Below are 26,003 nucleotides of genomic sequence, written 5' to 3'. Positions count from 1 at the left end.
AAATTGCATTCTTGCATAATAATTCAATTTTTAGCAAACCGATGACCAACTTTCTGACGAGCAAATCACTATTCTAGCGCGCTTTGACACCATGAAATCTCGGATTAAAAGTGAGAGGCCATGCTTATCGTGATCGTATTAAACTTGTCGACAGCGAGCTTAGCCACGTATGATGCATGCACCAGCGACAATCAGGTCGGTCAGATTATGCTCTGCAAAAGCGGTAGCAATGAACGAATTGGCCTGTGCTGGCAATGAATTATAAAAGTTCGTAAACAAGGAGAACGAAATGAAAGTTGCTGTGATTGGCGCCGCGGGTGGCATTGGTCAAGCTTTAGCCCTGCTTCTGAAAAATAACCTTCCTGCAGGCTCTGACCTGGCTCTCTATGATATTGCACCAGTAACACCGGGTGTTGCTGTTGACCTGAGCCATATCCCTACACCAGTATCAATCAAAGGTTTTGGCGGCGAAGATCCAACCCCTGCACTTGAAGGTGCGGACGTTGTTCTGATCTCTGCCGGTGTGGCGCGTAAGCCTGGCATGGATCGCTCAGATCTGTTCAACGTGAATGCAGGGATCGTTCGTTCTCTGACTGAGAAAATCGCTGACGTTTGCCCAACAGCGCTGATTGGTATTATCACTAACCCAGTGAACACAACTGTTGCGATTGCAGCAGAAGTACTGAAAGCAAAAGGCGTTTACGATAAAAACCGTCTGTTCGGTGTAACGACACTGGACGTTATCCGTTCTGAAACCTTCGTTGGCGAGCTGAAAGGCAAGAGCCCACTGGACGTTAAAGTGCCAGTTATCGGTGTCACTCAGGCGTGACGATTCTTCCTCTGCTGTCTCAGGTTGAAGGTGTTGAGTTCACTGCTGAAGAAGTGGCAGCGCTGACTCCACGTATCCAGAACGCGGGTACTGAAGTTGTTGAAGCAAAAGCGGGTGGTGGTTCTGCAACGCTTTCAATGGGTCAAGCGGCATGTCGCTTCGGTCTTGCACTGGTTCGCGCTGCACAAGGCGAAGAGAACGTTGTTGAGTGCGCGTATGTTGAAGGTGACGGCAAATATGCTCGTTTCTTCGCTCAACCGGTTCGCCTTGGCAAAAACGGCGTAGAAGAAATCCTGGACCACGGTCCTCTGAGCGATTTCGAACAGCAAGCACTTGAAAGCATGCTGGACACGCTTCGCAAAGATATTGCACTGGGTGAAGAGTTCGTTAAGTAATCGACACCTGAAAAATAAAAAAAGCGGCTTTCATGCCGCTTTTTTTATTGAAATGACTAAAAAACAAGATCTCGCTTATTTTTTTCTATCTACTGCAATTTTAGCCAGTGCAACGAGTGCCACTTTGTAGTCAGATTCAGGCAATGTAGACAATGCATTGATCGCTTTCTGCGATTCCTCTTCGGCGCGTTGGCGTGAGTAATCGAGTGAGCCCACTTCATCCATGCAGGCGAGTATTGCCTCAAGCTTATCAAGGCCATTTCCCTGTTCGATCGCTTCGCGGATCATCGAGGCTTGTGCTTCATTTCCATACTCCATGGCGTGAAGAAGCGGTAACGTTGGCTTACCTTCAGCAAGATCATCCCCTGTGTTCTTACCCATCTCATCGCCTTGAGAGGTGTAATCCATCACGTCATCGATAAGCTGGAAAGCCGTCCCCAAATAACGGCCATAATCTTGCAGAGCTTGTTCCTGCTCGGCAGTCGCATCATTCAGGATGGCGCCAATTTGTGTGGCGGCTTCGAACAAACGGGCTGTTTTTGAATAAATCACCTGCATATAGCTGGCTTCGGTGGTGTTTGGATCATTGCAGTTCATCAACTGCAAAACTTCACCCTCAGCGATCACATTGGTCGCTTCACTCATCAGATCAAGGATCTTTAACGATCTTAACTCTGTCATCATCTGGAATGATCGGGTGTAGATATAGTCACCAACAAGCACACTGGCGGCGTTGCCAAACATCGCATTGGCGGTCGCTTTTCCGCGGCGTAGGTCTGATTCATCAACCACGTCATCATGTAGCAAGGTTGCTGTGTGAATAAACTCAATAAACGCTGCTGCAGTAATGTGCTTATCGCCTTCATAACCCAGCACACGCGCCGCCAGAATCGCCAGCATTGGGCGCAGACGTTTTCCGCCACCACTGACAATATAAAACCCCAACTGATTAATCAGAGCGACGTCTGAGTTCAATTGAGCAAGTATTTTTTCATCCACTTTCGCCATGTCATCTGCTGTTAGCGCTTGGATAGTGTTAAAATCCATTATTACGTCCGGTTTTATGGGGTTTTACAGTCTGACTACTGTTAATTTGTTGCTGATATTACACCAAATAGAACGCAGCAACACCTTGTCGTTGAGTGAAAAAAAACATGCTTCATGCGCTGAGCAGGTTTTCACCAATTTTCTTCATTTACCCTCTTGCCAGACGTAGTTTATTACCGTAGAATTCGCGCCCTATTGATGAATTATATGCGCACCCCAAACCGTGCAAAAATTATACTTTTACGGTTGGCTGTGCGGAAATGCGGAGTAAATCATGTACGCAGTTTTCCAAAGTGGTGGTAAACAACACCGAGTAAGCGAAGGCCAAACTATTCGCTTGGAAAAGCTAGACGTTGAAGCTGGCGCAACTGTTGAGTTCGACAGCGTTTTGCTGGTAGCTAACGGCGAAGAAATCCAAGTTGGCGCACCGTTTGTTAATGGCGGCAAAGTAACTGCAGAAGTAGTTACCCACGGTCGTGGCGATAAAGTTAAAATCGTTAAGTTCCGTCGTCGTAAGCATTCTCGTAAGCAAATGGGCCACCGTCAGTGGTTCACTGAAGTCAAAATTACTGGCATCAGCGCTTAATTTAGGAGAAGAGAGAAATGGCACACAAAAAAGCTGGCGGTTCTACACGTAACGGCCGTGATTCAGAAAGCAAACGCCTAGGTGTTAAGCGTTTTGGTGGTGAGTCTGTTTTGGCAGGTAACATCATCGTTCGTCAACGTGGTACTAAGTTCCACGCGGGCACTAACGTAGGTTTGGGTAAAGACCACACGCTTTTCGCTCTGTCTGATGGCAAAGTGAAATTCGAAGTTAAAGGTCCTAAAAACCGTAAATTCGTTAGCATCGAAGCTGAGTAATCTCACTCGATACCGAATTTTGAAGCCCTGCCATTGGCAGGGCTTTTTGTTTGAGTAAATTCCCCGATTTCCTGACTGATTAAGCACATTAACCTATTGCTTTTATATGTTATCGGGATGTCTCGGGGTAATACTGTTGCATGGTGTATCCAGGCGTTGCAGATATCGTAAACAAGCATTTGCAACCCTGTGATAGACGATGAAATTCAACCAGCAGTAGCAATTGATCCTAAGATCATTATGATCGTTGCCAAATCTATCAATACGACATCGCAATAGGTTGCGGTCTCGTTGGGGACATCCCCGTGCAGGTTAGCGTCTGGTTGACCGGTTTTTCACCGGCTGGCGTGGAGAAAGAAAATGAAATTTGTAGATGAAGCGGTAATACGTGTTGAGGCTGGAGACGGCGGTAACGGTACGGTCAGTTTCCGTCGAGAAAAATACGTCCCAAGAGGCGGCCCTGATGGCGGCGATGGCGGTGACGGCGGTGACGTTTATCTGCTGGCGGATGAAAACCTCAACACCTTGATTGATTACCGCTTTGAACGTTTCCACTCAGCAGGTCGCGGAGAGAATGGTCGCGGTGGAAATTGTACTGGTAAGCGTGGTGATGACCTTGTTCTTTCTGTACCCGTGGGTACACGTGCCGTTGACGAGGATACGGGAGAAGTTATTGCTGACCTGACTCAGCATGATATGAAGATCATGGTATCCAAGGGCGGCTTCCATGGTTTGGGTAATACCCGTTTTAAATCATCAGTGAACCGTGCACCACGCCAGAAAACGATGGGTACTAAAGGCGAATTGCGACATTTGCGTTTAGAGCTGTTATTGCTTGCTGATGTGGGAATGCTAGGCCTGCCAAACGCAGGTAAATCGACCTTTATCCGCTCAGTGTCTGCTGCAAAACCTAAGGTAGCTGATTATCCGTTTACGACTCTAGTGCCAAGCCTCGGTGTCGTGCGTGTTTCTCAGGAAAAGAGCTTTGTAGTTGCGGATATTCCCGGCTTGATTGAGGGTGCTGCAGACGGCGCAGGTCTTGGTATTCGCTTCTTGAAACACCTTGAGCGTTGTCGTGTATTGCTTCACATGATTGATCTGATGCCTGTCGATGGCAGTGACCCGGTTGATAATGCTTTTACCATCATTGAAGAGCTGCAGAAGTATAGCGAGAAGCTGGCCGATAAGCCGCGTTGGCTGATCTTCAACAAGATTGACCTGATGCCGGAAGAAGAAGCGCAGGCTGAAATTGAGCGTATTCTGGAAGCGCTGGGTTGGGATGAGGATTACTACTGCATCTCCGCTATCAACAAACAAAACATTCAGCCTCTTACTTATGATCTCATGGAGTTTATTGACTCTATGCCAGCTGAAGTGTTCGAAGAAGAGCAAGAAGAAGACAAAGTCGAATTTAAGTGGGATGATTACCACGAACAACAAGTCAAGAAGCATAACGCTGAAGATGACGACGACGATGATTGGGATGACTGGAACGAAGATGATTACGACGTGGAAATCATCTACAAACCATAACCGATGTTGTTGCTAAAAAGCCGCCGAAAGGCGGCTTTTTTGTGGCTGAGTAGCAATGACTTCATCTCTATATTTGATATGATGCTGGCAAAAGAGATATCTAGATAGGGTCATGAATTCAATGAAGATAAGTATGATCGCTGCAATGGCAAAAGATCGCATCATAGGTAAAGACAACGCCATGCCTTGGCATTTACCTGCTGACTTTCGCTGGTTTAAAGAACAGACCATGGGAAAACCAGTGATCATGGGAAGAAAGACGTATGAGTCTATCGGAAGGCCTCTTCCCGGACGTCGTAACATAGTGATCACCCGCGATCCGTCTTGGTCAGCGGAAGGCGTCGATATTGTGGGGAGCATTCCCCTTGCGTTGGAATCGGTGGCTGATGTTGAGGAAGCGGTGATCATCGGCGGCGGCTCCATTTATGAAGCTTGCTTACCTTCTGCGGATCGTCTGTATTTAACGTATATCGATGCTGACCTGGATGGGGATACTCGTTTTCCTGCGTGGGGTGAGGACTGGCAACAGTGTCATTCTCAGCGCTTTTCGGCGGATGAGAAAAATAAGTACGACATGGAGTTCGTTATTCTAGATCGAGCTGACTAAAGCAAGTAACGTCTGACAGAGCATCAATGATCTCTGTCAGATTTACTTTATTGAAGACGGTTATGCATGAACAGGGCAATGAACGGAGAATACTTTCTGATCTTCCCATCTCATCATGGTGAGACTTCCGCCCCAGACACACCCAGTGTCTAATCCGATAAGATTATTATCGATTACTCCACCTAATGCCGCCCAATGTCCGAAAACCAGTGCCTCTTTGATCTTCTTTTTCCGTTTAACGCTGAACCATGGTGTCAGCTTCAGCTCACGGACGCCATCATGCGAAGGCGGATATTTGCAAGCCATGTCCAGAGCGCCATCTGAATGGCAATAGCGCATTCGGGTAAAGGCGTTGATGATAAAGCGGTAGCGATCAATGCCCTCGAGTTTATCACTCCACAAATCGGGCTGATTCGAGTACATGTTTTTCAGCAGCCACGGCAACTTTTTACTTTGAAGAACGGCTTCAACTTCTGCCGCGCATTTTTTGGCGGTTGATAAATCCCACTGTGGAGCAATACCTGCATGAGTCATAACAAAGCCGGGAAATTGCCCTGAAGACTGTTGGTGATGGATAAGCAAGGGTTGCTGACTGAGCCAAGTTAACAGGCTATCACCGTCAGGCGCATCAAAGATTGGTGATGTTCTGTCTTGTTGCTTGACCTTGGAAAAACCTTGAGCGACGGCGAGCAAATGCAGATCGTGATTGCCCAAAACACAACGAGCACTGTCACCCATCTCTTTTACCATGCGTAGGACCTCTAATGACTCTGGTCCCCTTGCCACCAGATCGCCTGCTAGAAAAAGAGTGTCATGCTTGAGGTTAAATTTGGCGTCAGAAAGTAAATTACAAAGATCACCGTAACAGCCCTGTACATCGCCGACTAGGTAGGTTGCCATTGAACGCGTCCTATGTGTTCTAGTGAAGTATGTTGGGCAGCGCCAGCCTAAATGGTGAGATCTCCACATCGAAGTCTTCTTCATCGATGCTCTGCATCGAATAAAAGCCCTGCATCACACCGACCGGCGTTTCCAATACTGTCCCGCTGGTATAGGTATACTGGTCACCAGCAGCAATAAGGGGCTGCTCTCCAACAACACCTTCGCCTTCAATGACTAACTTTTTACCATTAGAGTCGGTTATCAGCCATTTCCTGTGGCGTAACTGAGCATCGATATCACCATTATTTTCAATGGTGATGGTATATGAAAAAACATACCTGTTCTTATCCGGTTCAGATTGCTCCTCAACATAGTGAGTGACAACCCGAACCGAAAAGTTAGCTTTTACCAATCCTTGCAAGCGCTGAATCCTTATTGACTGTTATGGTTTTCGTCCAGCCAGTTAGCCATAGCAACAAACTGTGCCAGAGTCAGGTTTTCTGGACGCATGGTAGGGTTAATACCTAATGATTCCAGTGTATCGCTGTCCATCAGAGCTTTATAACAGTTTCTTACGGTTTTGCGTCTTTGGTTGAACCCTTCCCGACAAACGCGATCCAGCCACTTTAAGCTGGTTGCAGGGTGCGGCAACGTCTTGTGTGGGACAAGGCGGACAACGGCAGAATCGACCTTAGGTGCGGGTTTGAACGCACTTGGCGGCACTTCGAGTACAGGCACGACTTTGCAATAATATTGCGCCATAACGGTCAGTCGGCCATAGGCTTTTGTTCCCGGACCTGCTGCAAGGCGATTCACCACCTCCTTTTGCAACATGAAGTGCATATCCAAAACTGCACCCGTAAACGTAAACAGGTGGAACATGAGAGGGGTGGATACGTTATAGGCAGATTACCGAAAATACGCAGTGGGTTAGTTTCTGACGCCAGTGCCGCGAAATCGAATTTCATCGCGTCACCTTCGTAAATGTTGAGCTTGTCTGCGAGTTGAGGATGATGACGAAGACGCTCAGCAAGATCGCGGTCCAGTTCGACAACATTCAGTTTATCGGTTTCACGCGCGACAGGTTCGGTTAATGCGCCGAGGCCTGGGCCGATTTCAACCAGATTCTCACCCGGTCTTGGGTTAATGGCAGACACGATTCCATCAATGATGTAAGGATCGTTCAGGAAGTTCTGACCAAAGCGTTTTCTGGCGCGGTGGCCTAAATGGACGTTATCGCTCATGCTTTATTATCTACTAACTCTATGGCGTGGGATAGCGCAGTCCGCAAGCTACCTGTATCCGCCGTTCCAGTACCTGCTAAATCCAGTGCGGTACCATGGTCTACTGAAGTTCGGATGAAAGGTAAGCCAAGTGTGATGTTGACTGATTTTCCGAATCCTTTGAATTTTAACACGGGTAAGCCCTGATCATGATACATGGCCAGTACGGCATCAGCATCATCAAGGTATTTATCTTGAAACAGAGTGTCTGCAGGCAATGGACCAACCAAGCTGATTCCCTGTTCTCTGAGCTCATCCATGGTTGGGATCATGATGTCGAGCTCTTCACGTCCGAGGCAACCATCTTCGCCGGCATGCGGGTTTAGTCCACAGACATAGATTTTGGGCTGTTTGATACCAAACTTGGTTTTTAAATCGTCATTCAGGATTTCAATGACTTGGATCAGACGTTCACGCGTTATCGCTTTAGCCACATAAGCCAGCGGTATGTGCGTGGTGACCAAGCTACCCTCAGGCCCTCTGTGGCCAGCATCATCACGACATGTTGCACGTTTGCCTGATGGGCAAAAAACTCAGTGTGTCCGCTGAAAGAAACACCGGCACGATTGATAACGCCTTTGTGAACAGGCCCTGTCACAACAGCAGCAAACTCACCCTTCATATTGCCTTCAGCCGCATGTGTCAGGGTATCAAGAACATAGCGGCTGTTAAGCTCGTTCAGTTCACCGGCAATGACTTCTTCTTCCAACTCTGCATTCGCCACCAATAAGGTGCCGGGCTTGTGAGGTGTTGGTGCAGTACTGGGATCGTAGTCGTCAAATGCCACAGACAGGCCGAGCTTTTTTGCCCGGTCAGCCAGCATGTCTTTGTTTGCGCAGACAACAACTTGATGTGGAAAGCTTTCCTTGGCTAATGCCAACACCAAATCAGGACCAATGCCTGCTGGTTCGCCCGGCGTGATTGCAATTCGCTGGACTTTTTTCTTATTAGCGTTCATCTGATTGCTCATTAATATTTTCTACATACGCGGCTGCGCGTAGCTCTTGCAGCCAAGTCTGAGCCTCATCATTAAATTTGCGGCGGAACAGCATACTATACGCACGATTTTTCGCTACATCTTCTGTACGGTCAGCAATGCGTTTATCCAAAAGCTTAATGACATGCCAACCATAAACAGATTTAAATGGCTGGCTGATTTCACCCACGTTCAGCTCTTCCAGCTGTTCTTTGAAATCAGGGGTGTAGGTATCAGACGTATTCCATTCGAGCAGACCACCGTTTGACGATGAGCCTGATCTTCGCTGTATTCCTGCGCTATGTCGGCAAAAGAACGTCTTCCATTGCGAACTTCTTCCATCAGTGACAGAAGCTGCTTTTTCGCTGCCATATCACTCAGTATGATTGATGGTTTGATAAGAATGTGTCTCGCTTTGTATTCTGTGACCGCAACAGTTTCCTGACCTTTGACATCATCGATTTTCAGTAAGTGGAAACCGACACCGCTTCTGAACGGTCCGATGATTGCACCCGATTTATTGTCAGCGATTTGATCAGCAAAGATGGTTGGCATTTCTTCAAGACGCAGCCAGCCCCAGTCTCCACGTTCAAGCGCGCGTCTGCCTTTTGAGTAGGCCATCGCCATGGCGCCGAAGTCAGCACCTTCAAGCAGCTTTTGCTTGATAGCTTGAGCCAATGACGCAACACGATTTTTTTTGTTCCTGGGTTGCTCCCTCTTCGAGAGGTAACTGGATATGCGAAATGCGGTACTGAGTATTTTGTTGCTGTTCGGCGCTCAAGGCTTTGCTGAGGGCGTCGACTTCCTGAGGCAAAATACTGACTCTGCGTCTTACCTGCGCATTACGCGCTTCGCTTGCTGCGATTTCTTGACGAATTTCTTCGCGATACGCCGCCCAACTGAGACGATAATCAATCAGTTTCTTGCGAAGTTGCTGAACTGTCATGCCTTTTTGTTTGGCAATACTGGCAATGGCTTGATCGAGCCTTATGTCACCGACTCGTATCCCAAGTCTCTCAGCCTGTTGCAGCTGAAGCTTTTCATCGATAAGGCCATTCAGGAGCTGGGCGTTAAGCTGTTCTTCAGGAGGAAGCTTGTCTGTTTGTCCATCAGCGTTGAATATCACCATCTTGCGCATGGTATCGATATCACTGCGGAGTATCACGTCAGAGTTCACTACGGTGATCACACGGTCTAACTCATTAGGGACGGCGAAGGCCGGTACAGCACTGAGCGTGAGCAAAAATCCTGCTGCAATTTTGGTCCATTTATTCATTGAGGGTTCCAGTTTCTCGTTGTAATCAGTTTTTCAGGCCGTATGGGTTGTAATAACCCAATGCACTTTTGCTGTTATCGCTGTAGCCAAAGCCAGCATTGGCTCCCAGCCCGATCAATTTGAATGACACAGATACACCACTGTCATACTCGGGGTTGTCTTTGATATTGTCTCTGCTGAGCAAATATTGGCTGTAGGTCAGCCCAAGCTGCCAGCAGGCGTCGGTATACACTAAGCCGACTTGGTTTTCCAAACGTATGTCTTGCGTGAGGTCATAGAAATATTGCCCTCTTAGGCTGACATTGTCAGTGATGGGGAAGCCAGTGACTAAACCAACCTGTGAGATGCCGTCATCGGTGATTTGGTCAATATAGGTGCTTCCTGAGGGGAGCGTCGACGAAATATAGTCTTTACTGACAAACCGATAGCTTGATTGGGCAAAGAAAGCCTCGGTTCTGTACTCGACAAGCGCATTACCGAATTGAATATCACTGACATTATTGTCGTACTCCATAGCGCCTTTAAAGAACCAGTGATCGGCAATGTTTATTTCACTCTCCAGTGCCCATGCCGAATAGTTGATACCCGCATCTTCAGAACCAAAAGGGCGATCAACATAGAATATCTGACCGACAGCAACGTTAAACCTTTCTTTGAAGCTGTCATCATAAAATCGCATAGAGGCACCCAGCGTAAACTGGTTCGCTGGGTTGATGTAATCGACGCTGCTGTATTGGTTTGGACGGAAAAGCCCGTAGTAATCTGTTTGTAACCTAACGGTATCGTAGCCGCCGCCGTTGTAGTCAAAGGGGTTATAAATATTACTCTGGTCTACGTCTTTGATATACAGATACTGAACCTGTGGCTCTAAGGTTTGTAGGTAATCGTAACCAAGCAGATTTAAGTTATTTTCCAGAATCACTGTCGTGTTGAGCTTGAGCGACGGGATTGTTCTTTCTGCATGAGACGCCAAAGTATGTTCGCTGTTTTCATTGAACCCGTCGGCGAAGTCTTGATCGTAATAGGTATACATCAGCTTGGCTTCAGCTGACGCCCGTAACCAAGGTTTGTTGTAAGGTACAGTGAGTGTGGGCTCGATATGAAAACGGGTGGCATCGGGCTTATTCACCGTGTCCGTTTCAAAGCGGCTGACGGAGAGGGGAAGGGTAAAACGGGTATTTCCAATAAGGTTGGGGCCGTAATAATTAAATCCGACCTGCGGCATCAGTCGGTAGACGGTGGACAACGTGGTTAAAGGTTGAAAATCTCTTACCCGCATAGAGACGTCCCAAAGGTTTTCACGATAAGAGATATCGGCAGTCTGGAGTAAGCTACTGTCCTCACGTTTACCGACTTCTGAATCGGTATGGCGGTCGAAGTAATCAATATCACTGACTCTGCTGTAATCAAGGTTGTAGGCCCAATGGTTTTGGACACCGCCGTGCGTCCAATTCACACCCCAGCTATTTTCAATTGTCGGATAGAGGCGATCGTCGGGCATGTATTCGGCAATGATTGCTCCCTGGCCTGGACTGACAAGGTAGCTGAATTCCGTCGTTAGCTGCGTGCCACGGTTGCTCATGTATTTCGGGGTCAACACCATGTCAGCCTGCGGATGAATATTCCAATAGAAGGGTGTCTGAACTGAAACCCCGTCTTTTTCATCCAAAAAACCAATCGTTGGGAATAAAAAGCCAGTCAATCGGCCTTCTTCAACAGGCACACGAAGGTAAGGCAAGTAAAAGATAGGTGTATTCAGAACCTGAAAACTGGTTCCATAAAGGTCAGCAAAAATGTCGCTATCTTTTTTCTCTATGCGCTCTGCACCGAATCGCCAACTCTTGTTTTCTTCCGGGCAAGTGGTGAATGTGCCATCATCGAGTTGGTAAAAGGTGGTGCCGTTTTTGAAAACTTTCTTCGCTTCGCCACGTCCTGATTGACAAAGCATTTTATACTTCGCATTTTCGACATAGGTGTCCTGATTTGTCAGATTTGACTGGATCCGGTCACTTTCAATGACCATTTCACCGTCATTGAAGATAACATTACCTTCTGCTGTAACTTGCCTGTCGCCGGGAGTCGTCAAGATCATGGAGTCAGACTGCAGGGTTCTGTGTCCTTGTTTGACAATAACATCGCCCTGATAAGTGACTTTTTCATTATTACCCGTCGTACTGTTAGCATTGATAGTGATGGGTAACTGATTCACATCATCCGCACTTTGGCTGCTGCTTGGTACGCAAGGGTATGACTGCATCTGACACTTTTCATCAGATGTGAGCAGACTCACATCTACAGTCGACGCATCGCTTGCTGCGAATGCCTGACTCTGAAGCATCACCAAAGACAGAGCAGAAAGAAAAATACGGGTGGTATGTGGCATTGAAAAGTACAATCCTGTGTTTATTCTACAGCGTTGGTATACTTTGAAGGCGCTGCTTTTGGCACGTTTGCGCTAAAAATGTTAGCTATGATAATGCAATTTACACTCAACGGCACCCGTAACCTACGATAACTCATGGTGTAACGGGTAAAACATTACAGGTAGAGAAAGATTTGATGTCAGTATGGGGAAAATTAGTTGGAGCGTCATTCGGTTTCCTTCTGGGTCATCTTCCTGGTCTGATTTTAGGCAGCTTTTTAGGGCATAAGTTCGATCAAAAAAGGCAAAATGAGTCAATGGGTGACGCCCGTTGGGGTTTTCAGAGTGCACAGCAGCGAGAGCACGGCTATTTTTATGCCACATTCGCTGTTATGGGACATATTGCCAAGGCCAAAGGACAGGTTACTCAAGACGAAATCCGTGTCGCCACACAATTGATGGATAAAATGGAGTTGCACGGCGAAGCAAGACGTCAGGCGCAGGATGCATTCCGTGAAGGCAAGGACAGTCAATTTCCTCTTGAGGAAGTATTGTGGAAAGTCAGGCGCGAACAATCTGGCCGTTTCGACCTCCTTCAGTTCTTTCTTGAAGTTCAGATTCAGGCTGCCTGCGCAGACAGCAATATTCACCCTAATGAGCTGCAAGTCTTGAACATAGTCGCAAGTCGGCTTGGTTTTTCGCGCAAACAATTAGAACAACGATTGGCAATGCAGCATGCCAGTTACCGTTTTCATGAGCACAGTTCGAAGTACGAAAAGCATGGTGCCCGCTGGCGTACTAAAGATTTGCGTGACAGGATTTCCGGCGCCTGTGAACTTCTTGGGGTCTCGCCGGATACGTCCGCGAAAGAGCTGAAAAAAGCGTATCGCAAGCTGATGAATGAACATCACCCGGACAAGCTGGTAGCTAAGGGGTTACCTGCATCTATGATGGAAATTGCTAAGCAAAAAGCGCAAGACATTCAGGCTGCGTACGATCTGATACGGAAGGAAAAAGGGTTCACCTAATTCTATTAAGCAGCTTTAATGCTGCTTGATGTCGTTTTTCTCAACCCATCACAAATCATGCAGACATGGCAGAGCCTCACGCTCTGCCTCTACTTCATACACGATTCCACGGAACCAATACATCAAGGTTTGTTGCTGAAGATGTTCTGGTGGTGCCTCACGTTAAGTTCATGAATACCTTATGCTTCAAATCGCATTAAGCCAGCAAGGTAAATGGTCTTTCTGAGTTGCCTAGTGAGTTAGAGTAAAGCGTTAGCTAAAGTAGATTGTTGGGCTTGCCCGCGAAGAATGCCTGAATATTGTCACTTACCTGATTCGCCAAAGTCTGAAGTGATGAATCCGACCCCCATGCAACATGCGGGGTGAGGATAAGATTGGGCATCCCCGCATTCGCGACAAGTGGGTTGCTATAGTCCGCGGGTTCTTCGGTAAACACATCCATACCAGCGCCCGCTATTTCACCTTTCTTCAATGCAAGAATCAGTGCCTTTTCATCCACCAATCCGCCGCGTCCGGCATTGATCAGAATGGATTCTGGCTTCATTAGTTTCAGCTCGTTGTCACTGATAAGGTTTTCCGTCTCGTCGGTGAGGGGACAGTGAAGGGTGACAGCATCGGCTTGAGATAACACAGTCTCAAACGGGGTGTAGCCTTCCCGACAAACCTTACTACCTTTGCGTTCCGCAAACAGTACTTTCATACCTATCGCTTTGGCGAGAGTCGCTACACCTTGCCCTAAGCTTCCGCTTCCAATAATGCCTATGGTTGAACCAGCAATATCACCAATAGGGTGTGTGAAGAAGCAAAATTGGTTCTTCTCCCGCCAGATATCGTTTTGAATGTCCCTTTGATAAGCGACAAGGTTTCTCCGCAGGCTAAACAGCATCGCGATAACGTGCTCCGGTACTGAGCGTGTGGCGTAGCCGCGAATATTACAGACAGGCAGCTGGTTTTCGTGGCACCAGTCGATATCGACATTGTTGTACCCGGTGGCTGCAACAACAATCAGCTTTAGCTCGGGTAATTGGGCAAGTATGTGTGCATTAAGCACGACTTTGTTGGTGATAACTACAGTTGCTTCTCTCAGTCTCTCGACGACTTCAGACGGCTCGGTCGCAGGATAACTTTGCCATTGGTGAGCGACATCCGGTGAAGGGATCGTGATGTGTGCAGGTATGGTATCGCGGTCGAGAAAAACAATATGTTCCATGGCAGGCCTGTCCTTTTTCCTGCCACTTTACTGTCATATTGCGTGGGATTACAACTCAAGGGGTTTGGCTTCAATCCCGCGTGTGATCAGCGTATCTTTTGGTGCACCCGCATAGAAGTCACAGGGCGCTGACAGGTGCATCGGTGTGTTTGTTGCCGGGTGAAGAAAGCAAAGCTCTGCCGCGTGTAATTGCAACCTCGGTGAGTATCGTAATGCCTGAGGGTGTGCGTAAAACTCATCGCCGACAATGGGGTGTTCGAGTGCCAGCATATGGACACGCAACTGGTGAGAGCGTCCCGTAATTGGCAATAAGCGCATCAGGCTGGTTTTCTTCTCACGCTTGATGACTTCAAAACCTGTTTGGGACGGTTTGCCTGTCTCGAAGCACACTTTTTGCCGTGGGCGGTTAGGCCAATCGCAGATCAGAGGTAAATCGACTTCACCGATATCTTGCTCTGGGTGGCCCCATACTCTGGCGTAATAGAGCTTGTGAGTGACTCGCTCGCGAAACTGTGCTTTGAGGTGGCGCTCTGCTTCTTTGTGCTTACCGAAGACAATTAGGCCTGAGGTCGACATGTCCAGTCGGTGGACCAGCTCGGCATCCGGAAAATCTGCTTTGATGCGAGACCAAGCGCTGTCGTAATGTGCGGGATCTCGACCGGGATTGGTCAGAAGGCCACTTGGCTTATTGATGGCGATTATATCGTCATCCTGATAAACCACGTCTAGCCATGGAGTTGTGGGGGGGTGGTAGATAAATTCGTTCTTCATAATGTTGCTCAGAAAACAGTCGGCGCAAGTGTAGCATGGCCAATACAACAAGGCACCGCTTTGAAGACGATTCAAAGCGGTGCCAGTTTCGTTAATCTTAAAGGTTACTGGTGGCTGACAATCACCACGCGAAGTGCGTCGAGACGAAGCTGAGCCTTAGCGATATAGTCACGCAGCTCTGCCATCTGGCTCTCAATGGCCTCCAGCTCTTCATCACGAATATTCGGGTTCACCGCTTTCAGGGCTTGCAGCCTGTCTAGCTCCGCACGAAGACTCTGCGTCATCTCTTCTGTGGCCGCTGATTTCACCACATCGAGTTCTTTCTCTGCTTGCGGACCCGCCACTTCAATCAGACCGTGGATTTGCGTCTGTACTGACGTTACCAGTTTGCTGCCGAGGTGGCGATTCACTGGCTCAATTGACGGTGGAAGCCTTCAAAGGCCACGTTTTCTGCCAAATTATTACCTTTGGCATCCAGCAGCACACGAACTGGTGTCGCTGGCAGGAAGCGATGAATACCCGATGACTTAGGCGCCTGTGCATCAATCACGTACAAAAGCTCAAGGAACAGCGTCCCGACAGGCATGGCTTTACTCTTGAGCAGAGAGACGGCGGTGGTACCGACATCCTCACTCAGCAGCAGGTCAATACCGCCCTGAATCATTGGGTGTTCCCAGCTTAGCAGGCTCAGATCTTCTCGAGAGAGTGCAGTGTCACGGTCAAAGGTGATTGTGCAGCCTTCCGCAGGCAGGCCCGGGTAGCTCGGCACCATCATGTGGTCAGAAGGCGTGACAACAATGGCATTTTCACCTTTGTCATCTTGATTCAGGCCAATAGTATCAAACAGCCCCAGCGCAAAGGTCACTAGGTTGGTGTCGCCGTCTTTACCCGAAATTTGTTCCACCAGATCTTGCGCATCGCTGCCGCCGTTAGAGTGCATTTCGAGCAGGCGGTCACGGCCTTGTTCCAGCGCAGTTTTCAACTCATGGTGCATCGCTGAACTGGTATCAATAAGGGTATCCAATGCATCGTTATCAACGGTACCGCTTGCCAGCATCTCAATCAGATCGCCACGCACATGTTCGAATACCGCACGGCCCGTCGGGCAGGTCTCTTCGAATGCATTCAGGCCGCTATTGTACCAGCGAGCAAGAAGGGCCTGCGAGGTGCCTTCCATGTATGGAACATGAATTTCGATATCGCGTTTCTGACCGATGCGGTCTAGGCGACCAATGCGCTGCTCTAGAAGGTCAGGTTGATTGGCAAATCAAACATGACCAGTTGGTTACTGAACTGGAAGTTACGGCCTTCAGAGCCTATTTCAGAACAAATCAGCACCTGTGCGCCACCTTCTTCCTGCGCGAAATACGCAGCGGCTTTGTCTCGCTCAAGAATTGACATGCTTCATGGAAGACAGTACCGCGAATGCCTTCACGTTCTCGCAGTGCCTGCTCAAGACTCAGGGCAGTCTGAGCGCGGGAACAAATGACCAGCACTTTCTCGCTACGGTGAGATTTGAGTAAATTCAGCAACCAGTCGATACGCGGGTCGAAGCCCCACCATGAGGCATCTTCACCTTCAAATTGCTGGTAAATATCTTCAGGGTAGAGCCACTGCAGTGCTTTCTCTTCTGAGGTTTTACCTCGGCTCATCATGCCCGCGACACGCATCGCCGTGGTGTATTGGCTCGGGATTGTTAATGGATAAAGATTTAGGTGGCGGCTTGGAAAACCCTGAATCGCAGAGCGCGTATTACGGAAAAGCACCCGCCCTGTACCGTGTCGGTCCATCAGGTTATCAATCAGTTCAAGCCGAGCTTCATGGCGTGGCTCTTCATCAAGGTCACGCGCTTCAATGATTCGAAGCAAAGGCTCAACATCCTGCTCAGACAGCAGTTCAGTAATACTGTTTTTGGCGTCATTGGTCAGCGGCGCATCGGCTAACAACTGGCTGACGGCTTCTGCGACAGGGGCATACTGGCGCTCTTCTTCAACAAAGGCATCGTAATCGTAGAAACGATCTGGGTCGAGCAAACGAAGACGGGCGAAGTGGCTCTCGTGGCCAAGCTGTTCAGGCGTTGCTGTCAGAAGCAAAACGGCAGGTGTATTTTCTGCAATAGCTTCAACCACCTGATACTCGCGGCTGGGGTTCTCCTGATTCCATTCAAGGTGGTGCGCTTCATCGACGACCACCAGATCCCAGTCACCTTCTGCTGCTTGTTCAGAGCGTTTCTTGCTTTTTCGTAAGAAATCGAGTGAACACAGCACGAGTTGTGCCGTTTCGAAAGGGTTATCTGAATCGGCGAATGCTTCAACGCAACGTTCTTCGTCGAAAATAGAAAAGTGGAGATTAAAGCGGCGCAGCATTTCAACCAGCCACTGGTGTTGGAGCGTTTCAGGCACGACGATCAATACCCGTTCAGCACGGCCAGATAAGACTTGCTGGTGGATGATCATCCCGGCTTCGATGGTTTTACCGAGGCCGACTTCATCGGCAAGCAACACTCGTGGAGCATGGCGTCGACCCACTTCGTGCGCCACAAACAGCTGGTGTGGAATAAGGCCAGCGCGCATACCGCAAAGCCCACGAAGCGGGCTGCGTAGCTGTTCGTACTGATTTTTCAGAGCACGGTAACGGAGTGCAAACCGATCCATGCGGTCGATTTGTCCGGCAAATAATTTGTCTTGTGGTTTGCTGAACCTAAGGTGGTGATTCAACATAATTTCGCGCAGGGTGGCGTTCTCTTCACCTGTATCCTGACGTTTACCCGTGTAGGTCAGGACGCCTTGCTCTTCGCTGACGTCTTCAACGGTCAGAGACCAGCCTTCATGGCTTTCAATCACGTCCCCTTTGTTGAACATTACCCGTGTAATCGGTGCATCACTGCGTGCGTAGAGACGGTTCTCTTCACACGCGGGGAACATCAGGGTAACAGTGCGTGCATCAAGTGCGACGACGGTACCCAATCCCAGGTCGCTTTCAGTATCACTGATCCAACGTTGTCCTAGAGCGTAAGGCATAATGTGGCGAAACCTCTGTTTAAAGCTGGCACTGACAATACATGGTGCCATGAATGCGTAGAAAAAAGTGCATGCCTGACTGCGTTATACAGTGTAGGTCATGACGGACACTCAGAAAAAGGTGGGTTATGGTACTTGAACTTGTGAATAGGGTCACGGTTAAAGTACGGAATCAACAAGTTGTCACAGGAGAGTAACAAAATTTGATGTGATTCATGTGTAAGCCGATAAATATGTCTTAGGATTAAGATAAGTGGCGTTAAGCCACTAGCCTTAGTAACCAAGGAGGTGCCTATGGGCGATGGTGACCGAAAATTCTTTGTGCTGGATACTAATATCCTGCTTCATGAACCCTTCGCAATTTATTCCTTTCAAGAACACGACGTGGTCATACCCATGACCGTACTAGAAGAACTGGACCGCATCAAAGACAGCAAGCGTGATATTGCACGTGATGCCCGTGTTGCGATCCGTGCTTTGGAGGACATATTTAAAGACGCGACGCCTGATCAGATCACCAAAGGGATCAAGGTCGGGAAAGAGGGCGGCACAGGAACGTTATCGATTCTGGCTGACTTCGAAATCAAAGAAACGGTACAGGCTTTCGCCGATAAGGCCGGTGATAACCGGATCCTCAATGCAGTGCTCTATCTGCAAACCAAGCGCTCTCCACGTAAAGTGGTGCTGGTGACCAAAGACATTAACATGCGTCTTCGGGCCAAGGGTGCGGGTGTGCGATATGTTGAGGACTATAGAACCGACCAGCTGATCGATGATGTCAGTCTGCTGACCAAAGGTTTTCAGGTGTTTAAAGGTGGTTTTTGGGAAACGGTGGGTGAATGTGAGACCGAAAACAGTGGTCGCACGACACTTCATTCGTTGCCACGGGAGCAAATCGACAATACCTACATCAACCAGTATATCCTTGACGAAACCGAGGACTTTGCTGGCAGGGTTGTGGCGATTGACGAAGCGCGACTGCAACTGAAAGACATCAGCCGTGAACGTTTGCTGCACCGGGAAGCGTGGGGGATCCGACCGAAAAACATTTATCAGGGAATGGCGTTGGATGCACTGCTCGATCCGGCGATTGATTTAGTGATCCTAACTGGCCCTGCGGGGTGTGGTAAAACAATCCTTGCGATGGCGGCAGCACTGGAGCAGGCGGTGGAAAAAGGGATGTATGACAAGATCATTGTCACCCGGAATACGCCTGAGATTGCTGAATCCATTGGTTTCCTGCCGGGTACGGAAGAAGAGAAGATGATGCCGTGGCTGGGAGCGGTAACTGATACGCTGGAAGCGTTACACAAAAATGATGAGTGTGCAGATGGCTCAATGCGCTACATCATGGAAAAAGCCAACATACAATTTAAATCAATCAACTTTATGCGTGGCCGCTCGATTCAAAATGCGTTCGTCATTTTGGATGAGTGCCAGAACCTCACAGCTTCACAACTTAAAACCATAATTACCCGCTGCGGAGAAGGGACTAAATTGGTCTGCTCCGGGAACCTTGCGCAAATTGATAGTCCGTACCTGACGCCCGTAACGTCTGGCCTCACGTACATCGTAGAAAGATTCAAGAACTTTGAAGGCAGCGCCAGCATCTACCTGAATGGCGTCGTTCGAAGTCGTCTGGCGGAGTTTGCAGAAGAAAACCTCTGACAGAACAGCGTCCACCGTGACATAACATAGGATTAATACAAAGGGCTGGAATACCAGCCCTTTTTCTTTCTCTCGTTGGCACTGTATTTATGTGCAAATACAGATTTACCAATGCAGCTCCGCATCTGAAGATGCCATGCGACTTTGCTCTGCAGAGGCGAACTCTTGTTTCGCTTTCTCGGCTTTCAACTGTCGCATCTTTTTCAGCGCACATGTCACCAACGCACTGCCCTCATCGCCGTCTACGGGATAATGGGCGAAACTGTAACAAAAACTCAATCGAATGATCTGTTGGTTTAGATGCAGCGGCGTTGAGGGCAAGGAGCGTCTCAACTTATCAATACGCTTTATCGCGAGCTCTTTGTCACAGTAATCAAACAGCACCGCGAACTCACCACCACTTAGGCGGGCGATCACAGCTTTGCTTGAGAGCTGACCACGAAGCAAAGAGATTAGGTGCTTGATCGCCATATCACCCGCTTGGTGTCCGCACTCTGCATTGAGGTCGCCAAGGTTATCCAGATCCAGCACGGCTACTGAATACGGTGAAGAGCTGAAGCGCTTGTCATTCAGGGCATTATAAAAGGCGTCTCGGTTGAGTGTGCCTGTCAGCCTATCTATCTGATTAACTTGTTCAAGCCTTTCCGAAGAGTTGGCTAACGCTTTGAGTGCTGACTTTAAATCTTCAGATTTACGTCTCAAAACAATAGGTACCGCAATAAAGGTAAGTACCAGCATTAGGCTCGTGATATAGGTTGACCAGTGCGGCCACATACTTGGTTTCTGGCTCTCTATACCTGGTATATCACTGAACCACTTGTCATAAATGGCATCAACTTCTTCTTGGCTTATTTTCTCAAGCCCTTTTTCAATTTCTGCCATTCTCTGGGTGTTCTGACGGCTCATCGCGAAATGAAGCGAAAAGCTGTACAGCTTTCTTCTTGGGACAAATGTTCCCTGCTGGTTATTTTTGTACAGGCTGTATTTGGTGGTATTGAGATCATCTATAAATACATCAATATCGCCACGATAAGCCGCCTGATTCATCGCACCAAAGGTGTCATAACGCCGAATAAACTCAGATGGTAGACGTGTGGTCAGAAATTCATCTTTTACACTCGCGGTGACTGACCCAACATTCAGATCGCTGATATGTGCAAGGTTAACATCTTTAATTTCACGCTTGGTAAACAGGTACACGTCGTACTCTTGTAAAGGCAGTTCTCGTGAAAAATAGAGATATTTTGCCCGGTTACTGGTGTAGCCAAGTCCACCGTGAATGACGCTTGTGTCGGTAGAAGCAAGTGCAATAGAAGCAGGCCAGTCCATTAACTGAAACTGGATATCAACATTATTTTTTTTGCCATACAGTCGCCAGAAATCCACCATGATTCCGTCTGGCTCACCGTTACTGTTGATAAACGAGAAAGGTTCCCATGTTGATGCTCCGGTTACAGTCAATTGCTTTGGGGCGGCGACAGATAACGTTGAGAACGTGAGAAGAGTCGCTGAAATCAGCGACAACAGGATTTTTCTATTAAGGCACATACATCGCAGTCAGTAATGAGGTAAAAAATGAGAACAAAGTCACATTATTATACTTGGCGTTTCACCCATCTGAAAAGCGAAATATGGATAAATTTTGTGCCGAAGCGATAAACTGTTGATTGGGTCAATCTAAAACAACTCTACGTCGTCTTCTGGGACCAATTCAACAATATCACCTGAAGCAAGCAGCTCGTCATAGAAGCAGATTTGGTTGCGGCCAAACTCTTTTGCTTTGTATAACGCCTGATCAGCAAAGCCTAGAACAGTAATAGCATTGAGCTCGCTCTCATTGATGGATGCCGCACCCATCGAAACAGTGACGTCTTTGACTGCGCCATAATCTCGCGCATTAACCAGCGAAAGGAATTCGCCGAGGAGTTTTCGGACGTCTTCTCTGGGTCTGGCGTGGAGAATAATGACGAATTCATCGCCGCCGTATCGGAACAGGATATCGTCATCACTAAAGTGACCTTTCATGATGGCGGTAATTAGCAGAATAACTTCATCACCGAACACGTGTCCGTACGAATCATTGATCGTTTTGAAGTGGTCTATGTCAAAAATACAGACCCAGTGGTCTCCATTGTTTGCCACGTCATCGCTTTGTATCAAGTATCTATCTAATAAGAGGTCGATCTTGCTGGTGAGCACCTTACGGTTATACAAGCCCGTTAAACCGTCTCGCTCACTGGCTGAAATGATTTTCTGATAGTTCTCATAAACTTTGGCCAATCCCTCTACCAGGTGGGTATCATCACCCTGAAGTTTGGCGCATTTACAGAAAATGACTGCCGAAATGGAATCTTCAGTTTCGCCTGCATGAATGGGGATTGCCACCATAGCGTGCATGTCTTTGGGGCTGTATTCAATGACGTTGTCGTTGCATTTAATGCAGTTGTGAAGCACTCGCTCGATGACATCTTTCTCATCTTCATAGAGAAAGATGTCCGAACTGGCGAGAACCATGAACTCGGGATTGGAGTCCTGATTGTAATCAAGAACCAACACTTGTTCAGCGGGAGTAAGCTGAAGAACCGTGGTGATAAGACTTTCGGTGATCGTATCAGTCTCTGTTTGAGCGGTTATGTCTACTACCGAATCAAGCACATCGATGTTGGTTACACTCACAATCGCATCTCTCTTTTGGGAAAAGTCCTAGCTCAAGTATAGATGCGACTATTCGATGTGCAACGTTGGTATTTGCATCAATTATTTGTGATTTAAGTAGAATTTCAGTTCTGGCGTAGGAGAATCCAACACAGATAAGTCACCCTTATAAATAACCTGGCCGTCATCAACGAAAAGTAAACGATCAGCAATCAATCTGGCGTCCTCCGGATGATGGGTGACCATCAGAACGGTAATATTCTGTTCCTCAGCCATGTTCTTTACCAATAGCAACATCTCTTTTCTCAAGGCCGGGTCTAGTGCAGAAAAAGGCTCATCAAGTAGCAGCAAAGGCTTCCTTCTGACAATGCACCGCGCCAATGCTACGCGTTGCTTCTGTCCACCGGAGAGTTCGTCAGGTAATCGGCCAAGGTATTCAGCCAGTCCCACAGACTTAGCTGCATCAAACACGCCCATCTTTTGGGTGTCGTTGAGTTTCAGTGACGGTGAAATACCAATCGCAATATTCTGCTCAACCTTTAAATGCGAGAACAGATTGTGCTCCTGAAAAAGAATCGATAGCGGACGTTCATGCGCAGCTTTGTTCGTGAAATCGACACCATCCATCTCGGCTTTGCCATCATCAGGATCCAATAGGCCACATAACAAGGTGAGCAGAGTGCTTTTACCTGCGCCACTGGCACCGAGTATCGCCGTGATAGAGCCCTGATCTGCTGAAAACGAAAAAGACAGGGTCGTTGAGTGATAGTGATGAGTGAGATTATTGACGTGTAACATGACCTGCCTTTCTGACAACAGTTTCAATGATTGTGTAGCAACCAAGACACAGTATAAAGAGTACAAGAGATGCAGCGGCGGCGGCATCCATTTGATAGCTGCCCATGAGTCGATACAGATACAGTGGCAAGGTTTCAAAATGCTGGCTTCCAACCAGTGCGATTGCGCCTAAATCACCTGTCGATAAGGCAAAACCGATAGCCAGCGCACGTGCAATGGGTGCTCTCAGTACTTGCCATTCAAGCAGCTTCAAGCGGTTTAGCCCCTTGATGCCGAGTGAGCTACAAAGCGCATTGTATTGCTGTGAGAGTTGCAAGGCAGGCTGACTGAGCACTTTGACGACATAGGGCAATGCCATCAGTGTATTCGCGATGATCACTAGCCAGATGGCCATCCCAAACACATCGGTGACTGAGCGCAAAAGCAAAAAGAGCCCGGTGCTGAGAACAACGCTGGGGACCACTAGAATCATAGCGGCAACAATTTCTATCGAATCAGCTTTCTTCTCCATGCTATGGAGTCGCCAGAATCGACTGGCAAGCACGATGCGCAGCCAAGCACAAACGCTAACAGGCACGATGTGGTCGCTATCTGGATAGTGTTAAAGGTCGCTTTCCACAGAGAAGGCGACGAGAAAACGTGGAGCGAGGAAGGATTAATACCTTGTATCAAAACCATCGCTAAGGGGGATAAAACGAAGAGTGACGCCATGCCAATCCAAAGGCTGTCCCAAGCCAAAGCCAATCCTGACTCTTTTTGCTTGTGTAGAGTCAGGTTGTCTCCGCCTGTGGCGACAGGAAGGGGGCGGTTGGCTTTTTGCACGCACCAATGAAAGATACCACACAGAAACAATTGCCAAAGCGCCAGCAGGGCACCTGTTTGCAAGTCAAAATCGAAACGAATGGCCTGATAGATGGCTAACTCTATGGTGGTTGCACTGGGCCCGCCACCCAACGCCATCACGGTGGCAAAGCTCGTGAAGCAGAGCATAAACACCAAGCCCGCAATATGAGGTATCTGCTGGCGGATAAAGGGCCACTCTAAATGGCGAAAGCGTTGCCAGCGTGTAAACCCAAGCTGAAGTGCCAGTCTTTGCTCGGGGTTAGGGATCCGTTCCAGCGTCTGAACCAGTAACTGCGCGGCAAACGGCAGATTGAAAAAAACATGCGCAAGCAAGATGCCATTTAAGCCATAAATATTGGTTTCTGTTTCGATGCCGATTTCAGTGAGCCATACCTTAATGACACCGTGGTTGCCGTACACCGCCAGAATACCAAATACTCCGACCAATACAGGGAGCACCAGCGTCATCGAGAACAATCGCAGTAATAGCGCTTTACCGGGAAAATCACGCCGCGAAAGCGCATGGGCAACAGGTATGGCAAGCCCGACGCTGAGCACAGTGGATAGCGTGGCTTGTTTGATGCTGAACCAAGTGACGTGACGCAGATAAGCATCGTTTATTAGCTGGCTGATTTCAATCGATGGTGCCTGCATGAGAAGTGACAGCAGGGCGGCGAAAATAATGACAGAAATAAAACTGGCCGCGGCGACGCCGGGCCAGGTTCTTGATGGGTTTAGCACAGAGTTATTTCACCAGAGCTGATTGCCATTCGCGAATCCAATTACGGCGCTCACTAGCAACTTCTGATGGGGTAAACAGCAGGCTTTGTGATGGAACGGCCAGCGTATTAAAGCCTTCTGGCAGATTGACCGCCGTGACCGGATACATCCAGTTACCCGTCGGGATCACTTCTTGGAACTTATCACTCAGCACAAATTGAAGGAACTTGTCTGCAAGCTCAGGCTGGGCGGCGCTTTTCACTTTTGCAGCCACTTCTACCTGCATGTAGTGCCCCTCAGAAAAGTCAGCCGTTGCATAGTTGGCATTTTCTTCTGCAATCAGGTGGTAGGCAGGAGAGGTGGTGTAAGAGAGCACCATGTCTGCTTCGCCTTTCAGGAACATGCTGTAGGCTTCTGACCAGCCTTTGGTGACAGTGACGGTTTTCTTCGCTAGCTGTTGCCACGCATCAGCGGCTTTTTCACCGTACACCGATTTGATCCACAGCATCAGGCCCTGACCGGGAGTCGATGTGCGTGGATCTTGATAAAGCACTTTGATGTCATCGCGGCTTTCCACCAATTCTTTTAAGCTCTTTGGCGGATTTTTCAGTTTGGTTTTGTCGTAGACAAAGGCGAAATAGCCATAGTCAAAAGGCACAAACGTTTGGTTGTCCCAACCCTGAGGAAGCGTCACTTTACTGATGTCGGTGCTGTGCTTGGCCAGCAGACCTGTTTTTTCGGCTTCTTCAATCAGGTTGGTATCAAGACCCAGAATAACATCTGCTTTGCTGTTTTTTCCTTCCAGACGCAGGCGGTTTAGGATGCTGACACCATCGTCCAGCGCCACAAAATCCAGCGTACAGTTACATTCTGCCTCAAAGGCTTTTTTCACCGCAGGGCCCGGGCCCCAGTCAGAGGAAAAAGAATCATAGGTATAAACAGTCAGGGTGTCTTGTGCGTATGCATTGCCAGCCATGGCTGCAGCGAAGACGAGTGGATAAAGGGTTTTCTTCATGTGTGCCTCACGTCACTGTTAGGCGGCACAGGTTTGAGGAGCCTCAAATGCAGGATCTGGGATGTCTCATTCCTACGCCAGTATTATCTGGATCAGGTGGTATGGGTTCAGCTGTTGCTATCTCAACCTGCATCATGCTGTGCGTTTTACAGCATCAGGCTCCCCATGAGAGTCATCACATTGTATACAAAGCTTCGACGAACACCAAGAATGTCACTGCGAAA

16 protein-coding genes, 6 pseudogenes and 1 riboswitch are annotated in these 26,003 nt (G+C 48.2%); of the genes and pseudogenes, 7 read left to right on the top strand and 15 right to left on the bottom strand.

The window, feature by feature from the left end:
* The first annotated feature begins 289 nt into the window (after positions 1-289).
* Positions 290-1,224 (top strand): annotated as a pseudogene (gene mdh, locus CS022_RS10015) (malate dehydrogenase).
* A gap of 75 nt (positions 1,225-1,299) precedes the next feature.
* On the opposite strand, the gene ispB reads toward mdh, so the two are convergent.
* Positions 1,300-2,271, bottom strand: a complete 972-nt coding sequence (gene ispB / locus CS022_RS10010) for an octaprenyl diphosphate synthase (RefSeq protein ID WP_129122162.1) — start codon at positions 2,269-2,271, stop codon at positions 1,300-1,302.
* A gap of 274 nt (positions 2,272-2,545) precedes the next feature.
* Here ispB and rplU point away from each other — a divergent pair, with 274 nt between their 5' ends.
* From rplU to folA, 4 genes are all read left to right on the top strand, one after another.
* Positions 2,546-2,857 carry a 50S ribosomal protein L21 gene (gene rplU, locus CS022_RS10005; RefSeq protein WP_129122161.1) on the top strand — a complete coding sequence of 104 codons (312 nt, stop codon included), beginning with the start codon at positions 2,546-2,548 and terminating at the stop codon, positions 2,855-2,857.
* A gap of 17 nt (positions 2,858-2,874) precedes the next feature.
* Entirely contained in the window at positions 2,875-3,132 is a 258-nt protein-coding gene (rpmA, locus tag CS022_RS10000; RefSeq protein ID WP_005301460.1) for a 50S ribosomal protein L27, read from the top strand.
* 360 nt (positions 3,133-3,492) lie between these two features.
* The gene (cgtA, locus tag CS022_RS09995) at positions 3,493-4,665 is read left to right on the top strand and encodes an Obg family GTPase CgtA (RefSeq protein ID WP_129122160.1); all 1,173 of its coding nucleotides are present in this window, start codon (positions 3,493-3,495) and stop codon (positions 4,663-4,665) included.
* Positions 4,666-4,786: 121 nt separating this feature from the next.
* The gene (folA, locus tag CS022_RS09990; RefSeq protein ID WP_129122159.1) at positions 4,787-5,272 is read left to right on the top strand and encodes a type 3 dihydrofolate reductase; all 486 of its coding nucleotides are present in this window, start codon (positions 4,787-4,789) and stop codon (positions 5,270-5,272) included.
* Positions 5,273-5,332: 60 nt separating this feature from the next.
* On the opposite strand, the gene CS022_RS09985 is transcribed toward folA, so the two are convergent.
* The 6 genes and pseudogenes from CS022_RS09985 to lptD form a co-directional block, all read right to left on the bottom strand.
* Positions 5,333-6,172 (bottom strand): symmetrical bis(5'-nucleosyl)-tetraphosphatase, encoded by an 840-nt coding sequence (locus CS022_RS09985; protein WP_129122158.1) that lies wholly within the window; start codon positions 6,170-6,172, stop codon positions 5,333-5,335.
* Positions 6,173-6,191: 19 nt separating this feature from the next.
* Positions 6,192-6,566, bottom strand: a complete 375-nt coding sequence (gene apaG / locus CS022_RS09980) for a Co2+/Mg2+ efflux protein ApaG (RefSeq protein ID WP_129122220.1) — start codon at positions 6,564-6,566, stop codon at positions 6,192-6,194.
* A 20-nt stretch (positions 6,567-6,586) separates the two neighbouring features.
* A pseudogene (rsmA, locus tag CS022_RS09975) lies at positions 6,587-7,398 on the bottom strand (16S rRNA (adenine(1518)-N(6)/adenine(1519)-N(6))-dimethyltransferase RsmA).
* Positions 7,395-8,395, bottom strand: a pseudogene (gene pdxA, locus CS022_RS09970) (4-hydroxythreonine-4-phosphate dehydrogenase PdxA). The pseudogenes rsmA and pdxA overlap by 4 nt, the downstream one beginning before the upstream one ends.
* Positions 8,385-9,689, bottom strand: a pseudogene (gene surA, locus CS022_RS09965) (peptidylprolyl isomerase SurA). The pseudogenes pdxA and surA overlap by 11 nt, the downstream one beginning before the upstream one ends.
* A gap of 25 nt (positions 9,690-9,714) precedes the next feature.
* A complete protein-coding gene (gene lptD / locus CS022_RS09960) occupies positions 9,715-12,072 on the bottom strand; it encodes an LPS assembly protein LptD (RefSeq protein WP_129122157.1) in 2,358 nt (785 codons plus the stop codon).
* Positions 12,073-12,248: 176 nt separating this feature from the next.
* Between lptD and djlA the strand changes: the two genes are divergently transcribed.
* Complete coding sequence (djlA, locus tag CS022_RS09955) at positions 12,249-13,079, top strand: co-chaperone DjlA (protein WP_129122156.1); 831 nt, start codon at positions 12,249-12,251, stop codon at positions 13,077-13,079.
* 256 nt (positions 13,080-13,335) lie between these two features.
* Here djlA and CS022_RS09950 read toward each other — a convergent pair whose 3' ends face one another.
* The 3 genes and pseudogenes from CS022_RS09950 to rapA form a co-directional block, all read right to left on the bottom strand.
* Positions 13,336-14,289 (bottom strand): D-2-hydroxyacid dehydrogenase, encoded by a 954-nt coding sequence (locus CS022_RS09950; protein ID WP_129122155.1) that lies wholly within the window; start codon positions 14,287-14,289, stop codon positions 13,336-13,338.
* 48 nt (positions 14,290-14,337) lie between these two features.
* Positions 14,338-15,060, bottom strand: a complete 723-nt coding sequence (gene rluA, locus CS022_RS09945; RefSeq protein WP_129122154.1) for a bifunctional tRNA pseudouridine(32) synthase/23S rRNA pseudouridine(746) synthase RluA — start codon at positions 15,058-15,060, stop codon at positions 14,338-14,340.
* Between the two features lie 104 nt (positions 15,061-15,164).
* Positions 15,165-18,080 (bottom strand): annotated as a pseudogene (rapA, locus tag CS022_RS28060) (RNA polymerase-associated protein RapA).
* Between the two features lie 294 nt (positions 18,081-18,374).
* Here rapA and CS022_RS09935 point away from each other — a divergent pair.
* Positions 18,375-19,748: a PhoH family protein gene (locus CS022_RS09935; protein WP_129122153.1), complete on the top strand. Its 1,374-nt coding sequence runs from the start codon at positions 18,375-18,377 to the stop codon at positions 19,746-19,748.
* 105 nt (positions 19,749-19,853) lie between these two features.
* Here CS022_RS09935 and CS022_RS09930 read toward each other — a convergent pair whose 3' ends face one another.
* From CS022_RS09930 to thiB, 5 genes and pseudogenes are all read right to left on the bottom strand, one after another.
* On the bottom strand, positions 19,854-21,272 hold the full coding sequence (locus tag CS022_RS09930) for a transporter substrate-binding domain-containing diguanylate cyclase (protein ID WP_161569604.1): 1,419 nt from the start codon (positions 21,270-21,272) through the stop codon (positions 19,854-19,856).
* Between the two features lie 153 nt (positions 21,273-21,425).
* The gene (locus CS022_RS09925; protein WP_129122151.1) at positions 21,426-22,424 is read right to left on the bottom strand and encodes a GGDEF domain-containing protein; all 999 of its coding nucleotides are present in this window, start codon (positions 22,422-22,424) and stop codon (positions 21,426-21,428) included.
* A gap of 81 nt (positions 22,425-22,505) precedes the next feature.
* Positions 22,506-23,201 carry a thiamine ABC transporter ATP-binding protein gene (gene thiQ, locus CS022_RS09920; RefSeq protein WP_129122150.1) on the bottom strand — a complete coding sequence of 232 codons (696 nt, stop codon included), beginning with the start codon at positions 23,199-23,201 and terminating at the stop codon, positions 22,506-22,508.
* Positions 23,185-24,785, bottom strand: a pseudogene (gene thiP, locus CS022_RS09915) (thiamine/thiamine pyrophosphate ABC transporter permease). The gene thiQ and the pseudogene thiP overlap by 17 nt, the downstream one beginning before the upstream one ends.
* Positions 24,786-24,789: 4 nt before the next feature.
* A complete protein-coding gene (gene thiB, locus CS022_RS09910) occupies positions 24,790-25,779 on the bottom strand; it encodes a thiamine ABC transporter substrate binding subunit (RefSeq protein WP_129122149.1) in 990 nt (329 codons plus the stop codon).
* Positions 25,780-25,831: 52 nt separating this feature from the next.
* Positions 25,832-25,955: riboswitch (TPP riboswitch) on the bottom strand.
* Positions 25,956-26,003 lie beyond the last annotated feature (48 nt).

This window comes from Veronia nyctiphanis (genome assembly GCF_004116385.1).
Lineage (GTDB): Bacteria > Pseudomonadota > Gammaproteobacteria > Enterobacterales > Vibrionaceae > Veronia > Veronia nyctiphanis.
The sequence above is the reverse complement of the archived record's forward strand: the minus strand, read 5'-3'. Positions and strand labels throughout refer to the sequence as shown.

Bases quoted from the DNA above. Each gene is read 5' to 3' on its own strand.
- djlA (WP_129122156.1), top strand. From the start codon at position 12,249: ATGTCAGTATGGGGAAAATTAGTTGGAGCGTCATTCGGTTTCCTTCTG.
- thiQ (WP_129122150.1), bottom strand. From the start codon at position 23,201: ATGTTACACGTCAATAATCTCACTCATCACTATCACTCAACGACCCTG.
- CS022_RS09985 (WP_129122158.1), bottom strand. From the start codon at position 6,172: ATGGCAACCTACCTAGTCGGCGATGTACAGGGCTGTTACGGTGATCTT.
- rpmA (WP_005301460.1), top strand. From the start codon at position 2,875: ATGGCACACAAAAAAGCTGGCGGTTCTACACGTAACGGCCGTGATTCA.
- folA (WP_129122159.1), top strand. From the start codon at position 4,787: ATGAAGATAAGTATGATCGCTGCAATGGCAAAAGATCGCATCATAGGT.
- lptD (WP_129122157.1), bottom strand. From the start codon at position 12,072: ATGCCACATACCACCCGTATTTTTCTTTCTGCTCTGTCTTTGGTGATG.
- thiB (WP_129122149.1), bottom strand. From the start codon at position 25,779: ATGAAGAAAACCCTTTATCCACTCGTCTTCGCTGCAGCCATGGCTGGC.
- cgtA (WP_129122160.1), top strand. From the start codon at position 3,493: ATGAAATTTGTAGATGAAGCGGTAATACGTGTTGAGGCTGGAGACGGC.
- rplU (WP_129122161.1), top strand. From the start codon at position 2,546: ATGTACGCAGTTTTCCAAAGTGGTGGTAAACAACACCGAGTAAGCGAA.
- CS022_RS09935 (WP_129122153.1), top strand. From the start codon at position 18,375: ATGGGCGATGGTGACCGAAAATTCTTTGTGCTGGATACTAATATCCTG.
- ispB (WP_129122162.1), bottom strand. From the start codon at position 2,271: ATGGATTTTAACACTATCCAAGCGCTAACAGCAGATGACATGGCGAAA.
- CS022_RS09950 (WP_129122155.1), bottom strand. From the start codon at position 14,289: ATGGAACATATTGTTTTTCTCGACCGCGATACCATACCTGCACACATC.
- rluA (WP_129122154.1), bottom strand. From the start codon at position 15,060: ATGAAGAACGAATTTATCTACCACCCCCCCACAACTCCATGGCTAGAC.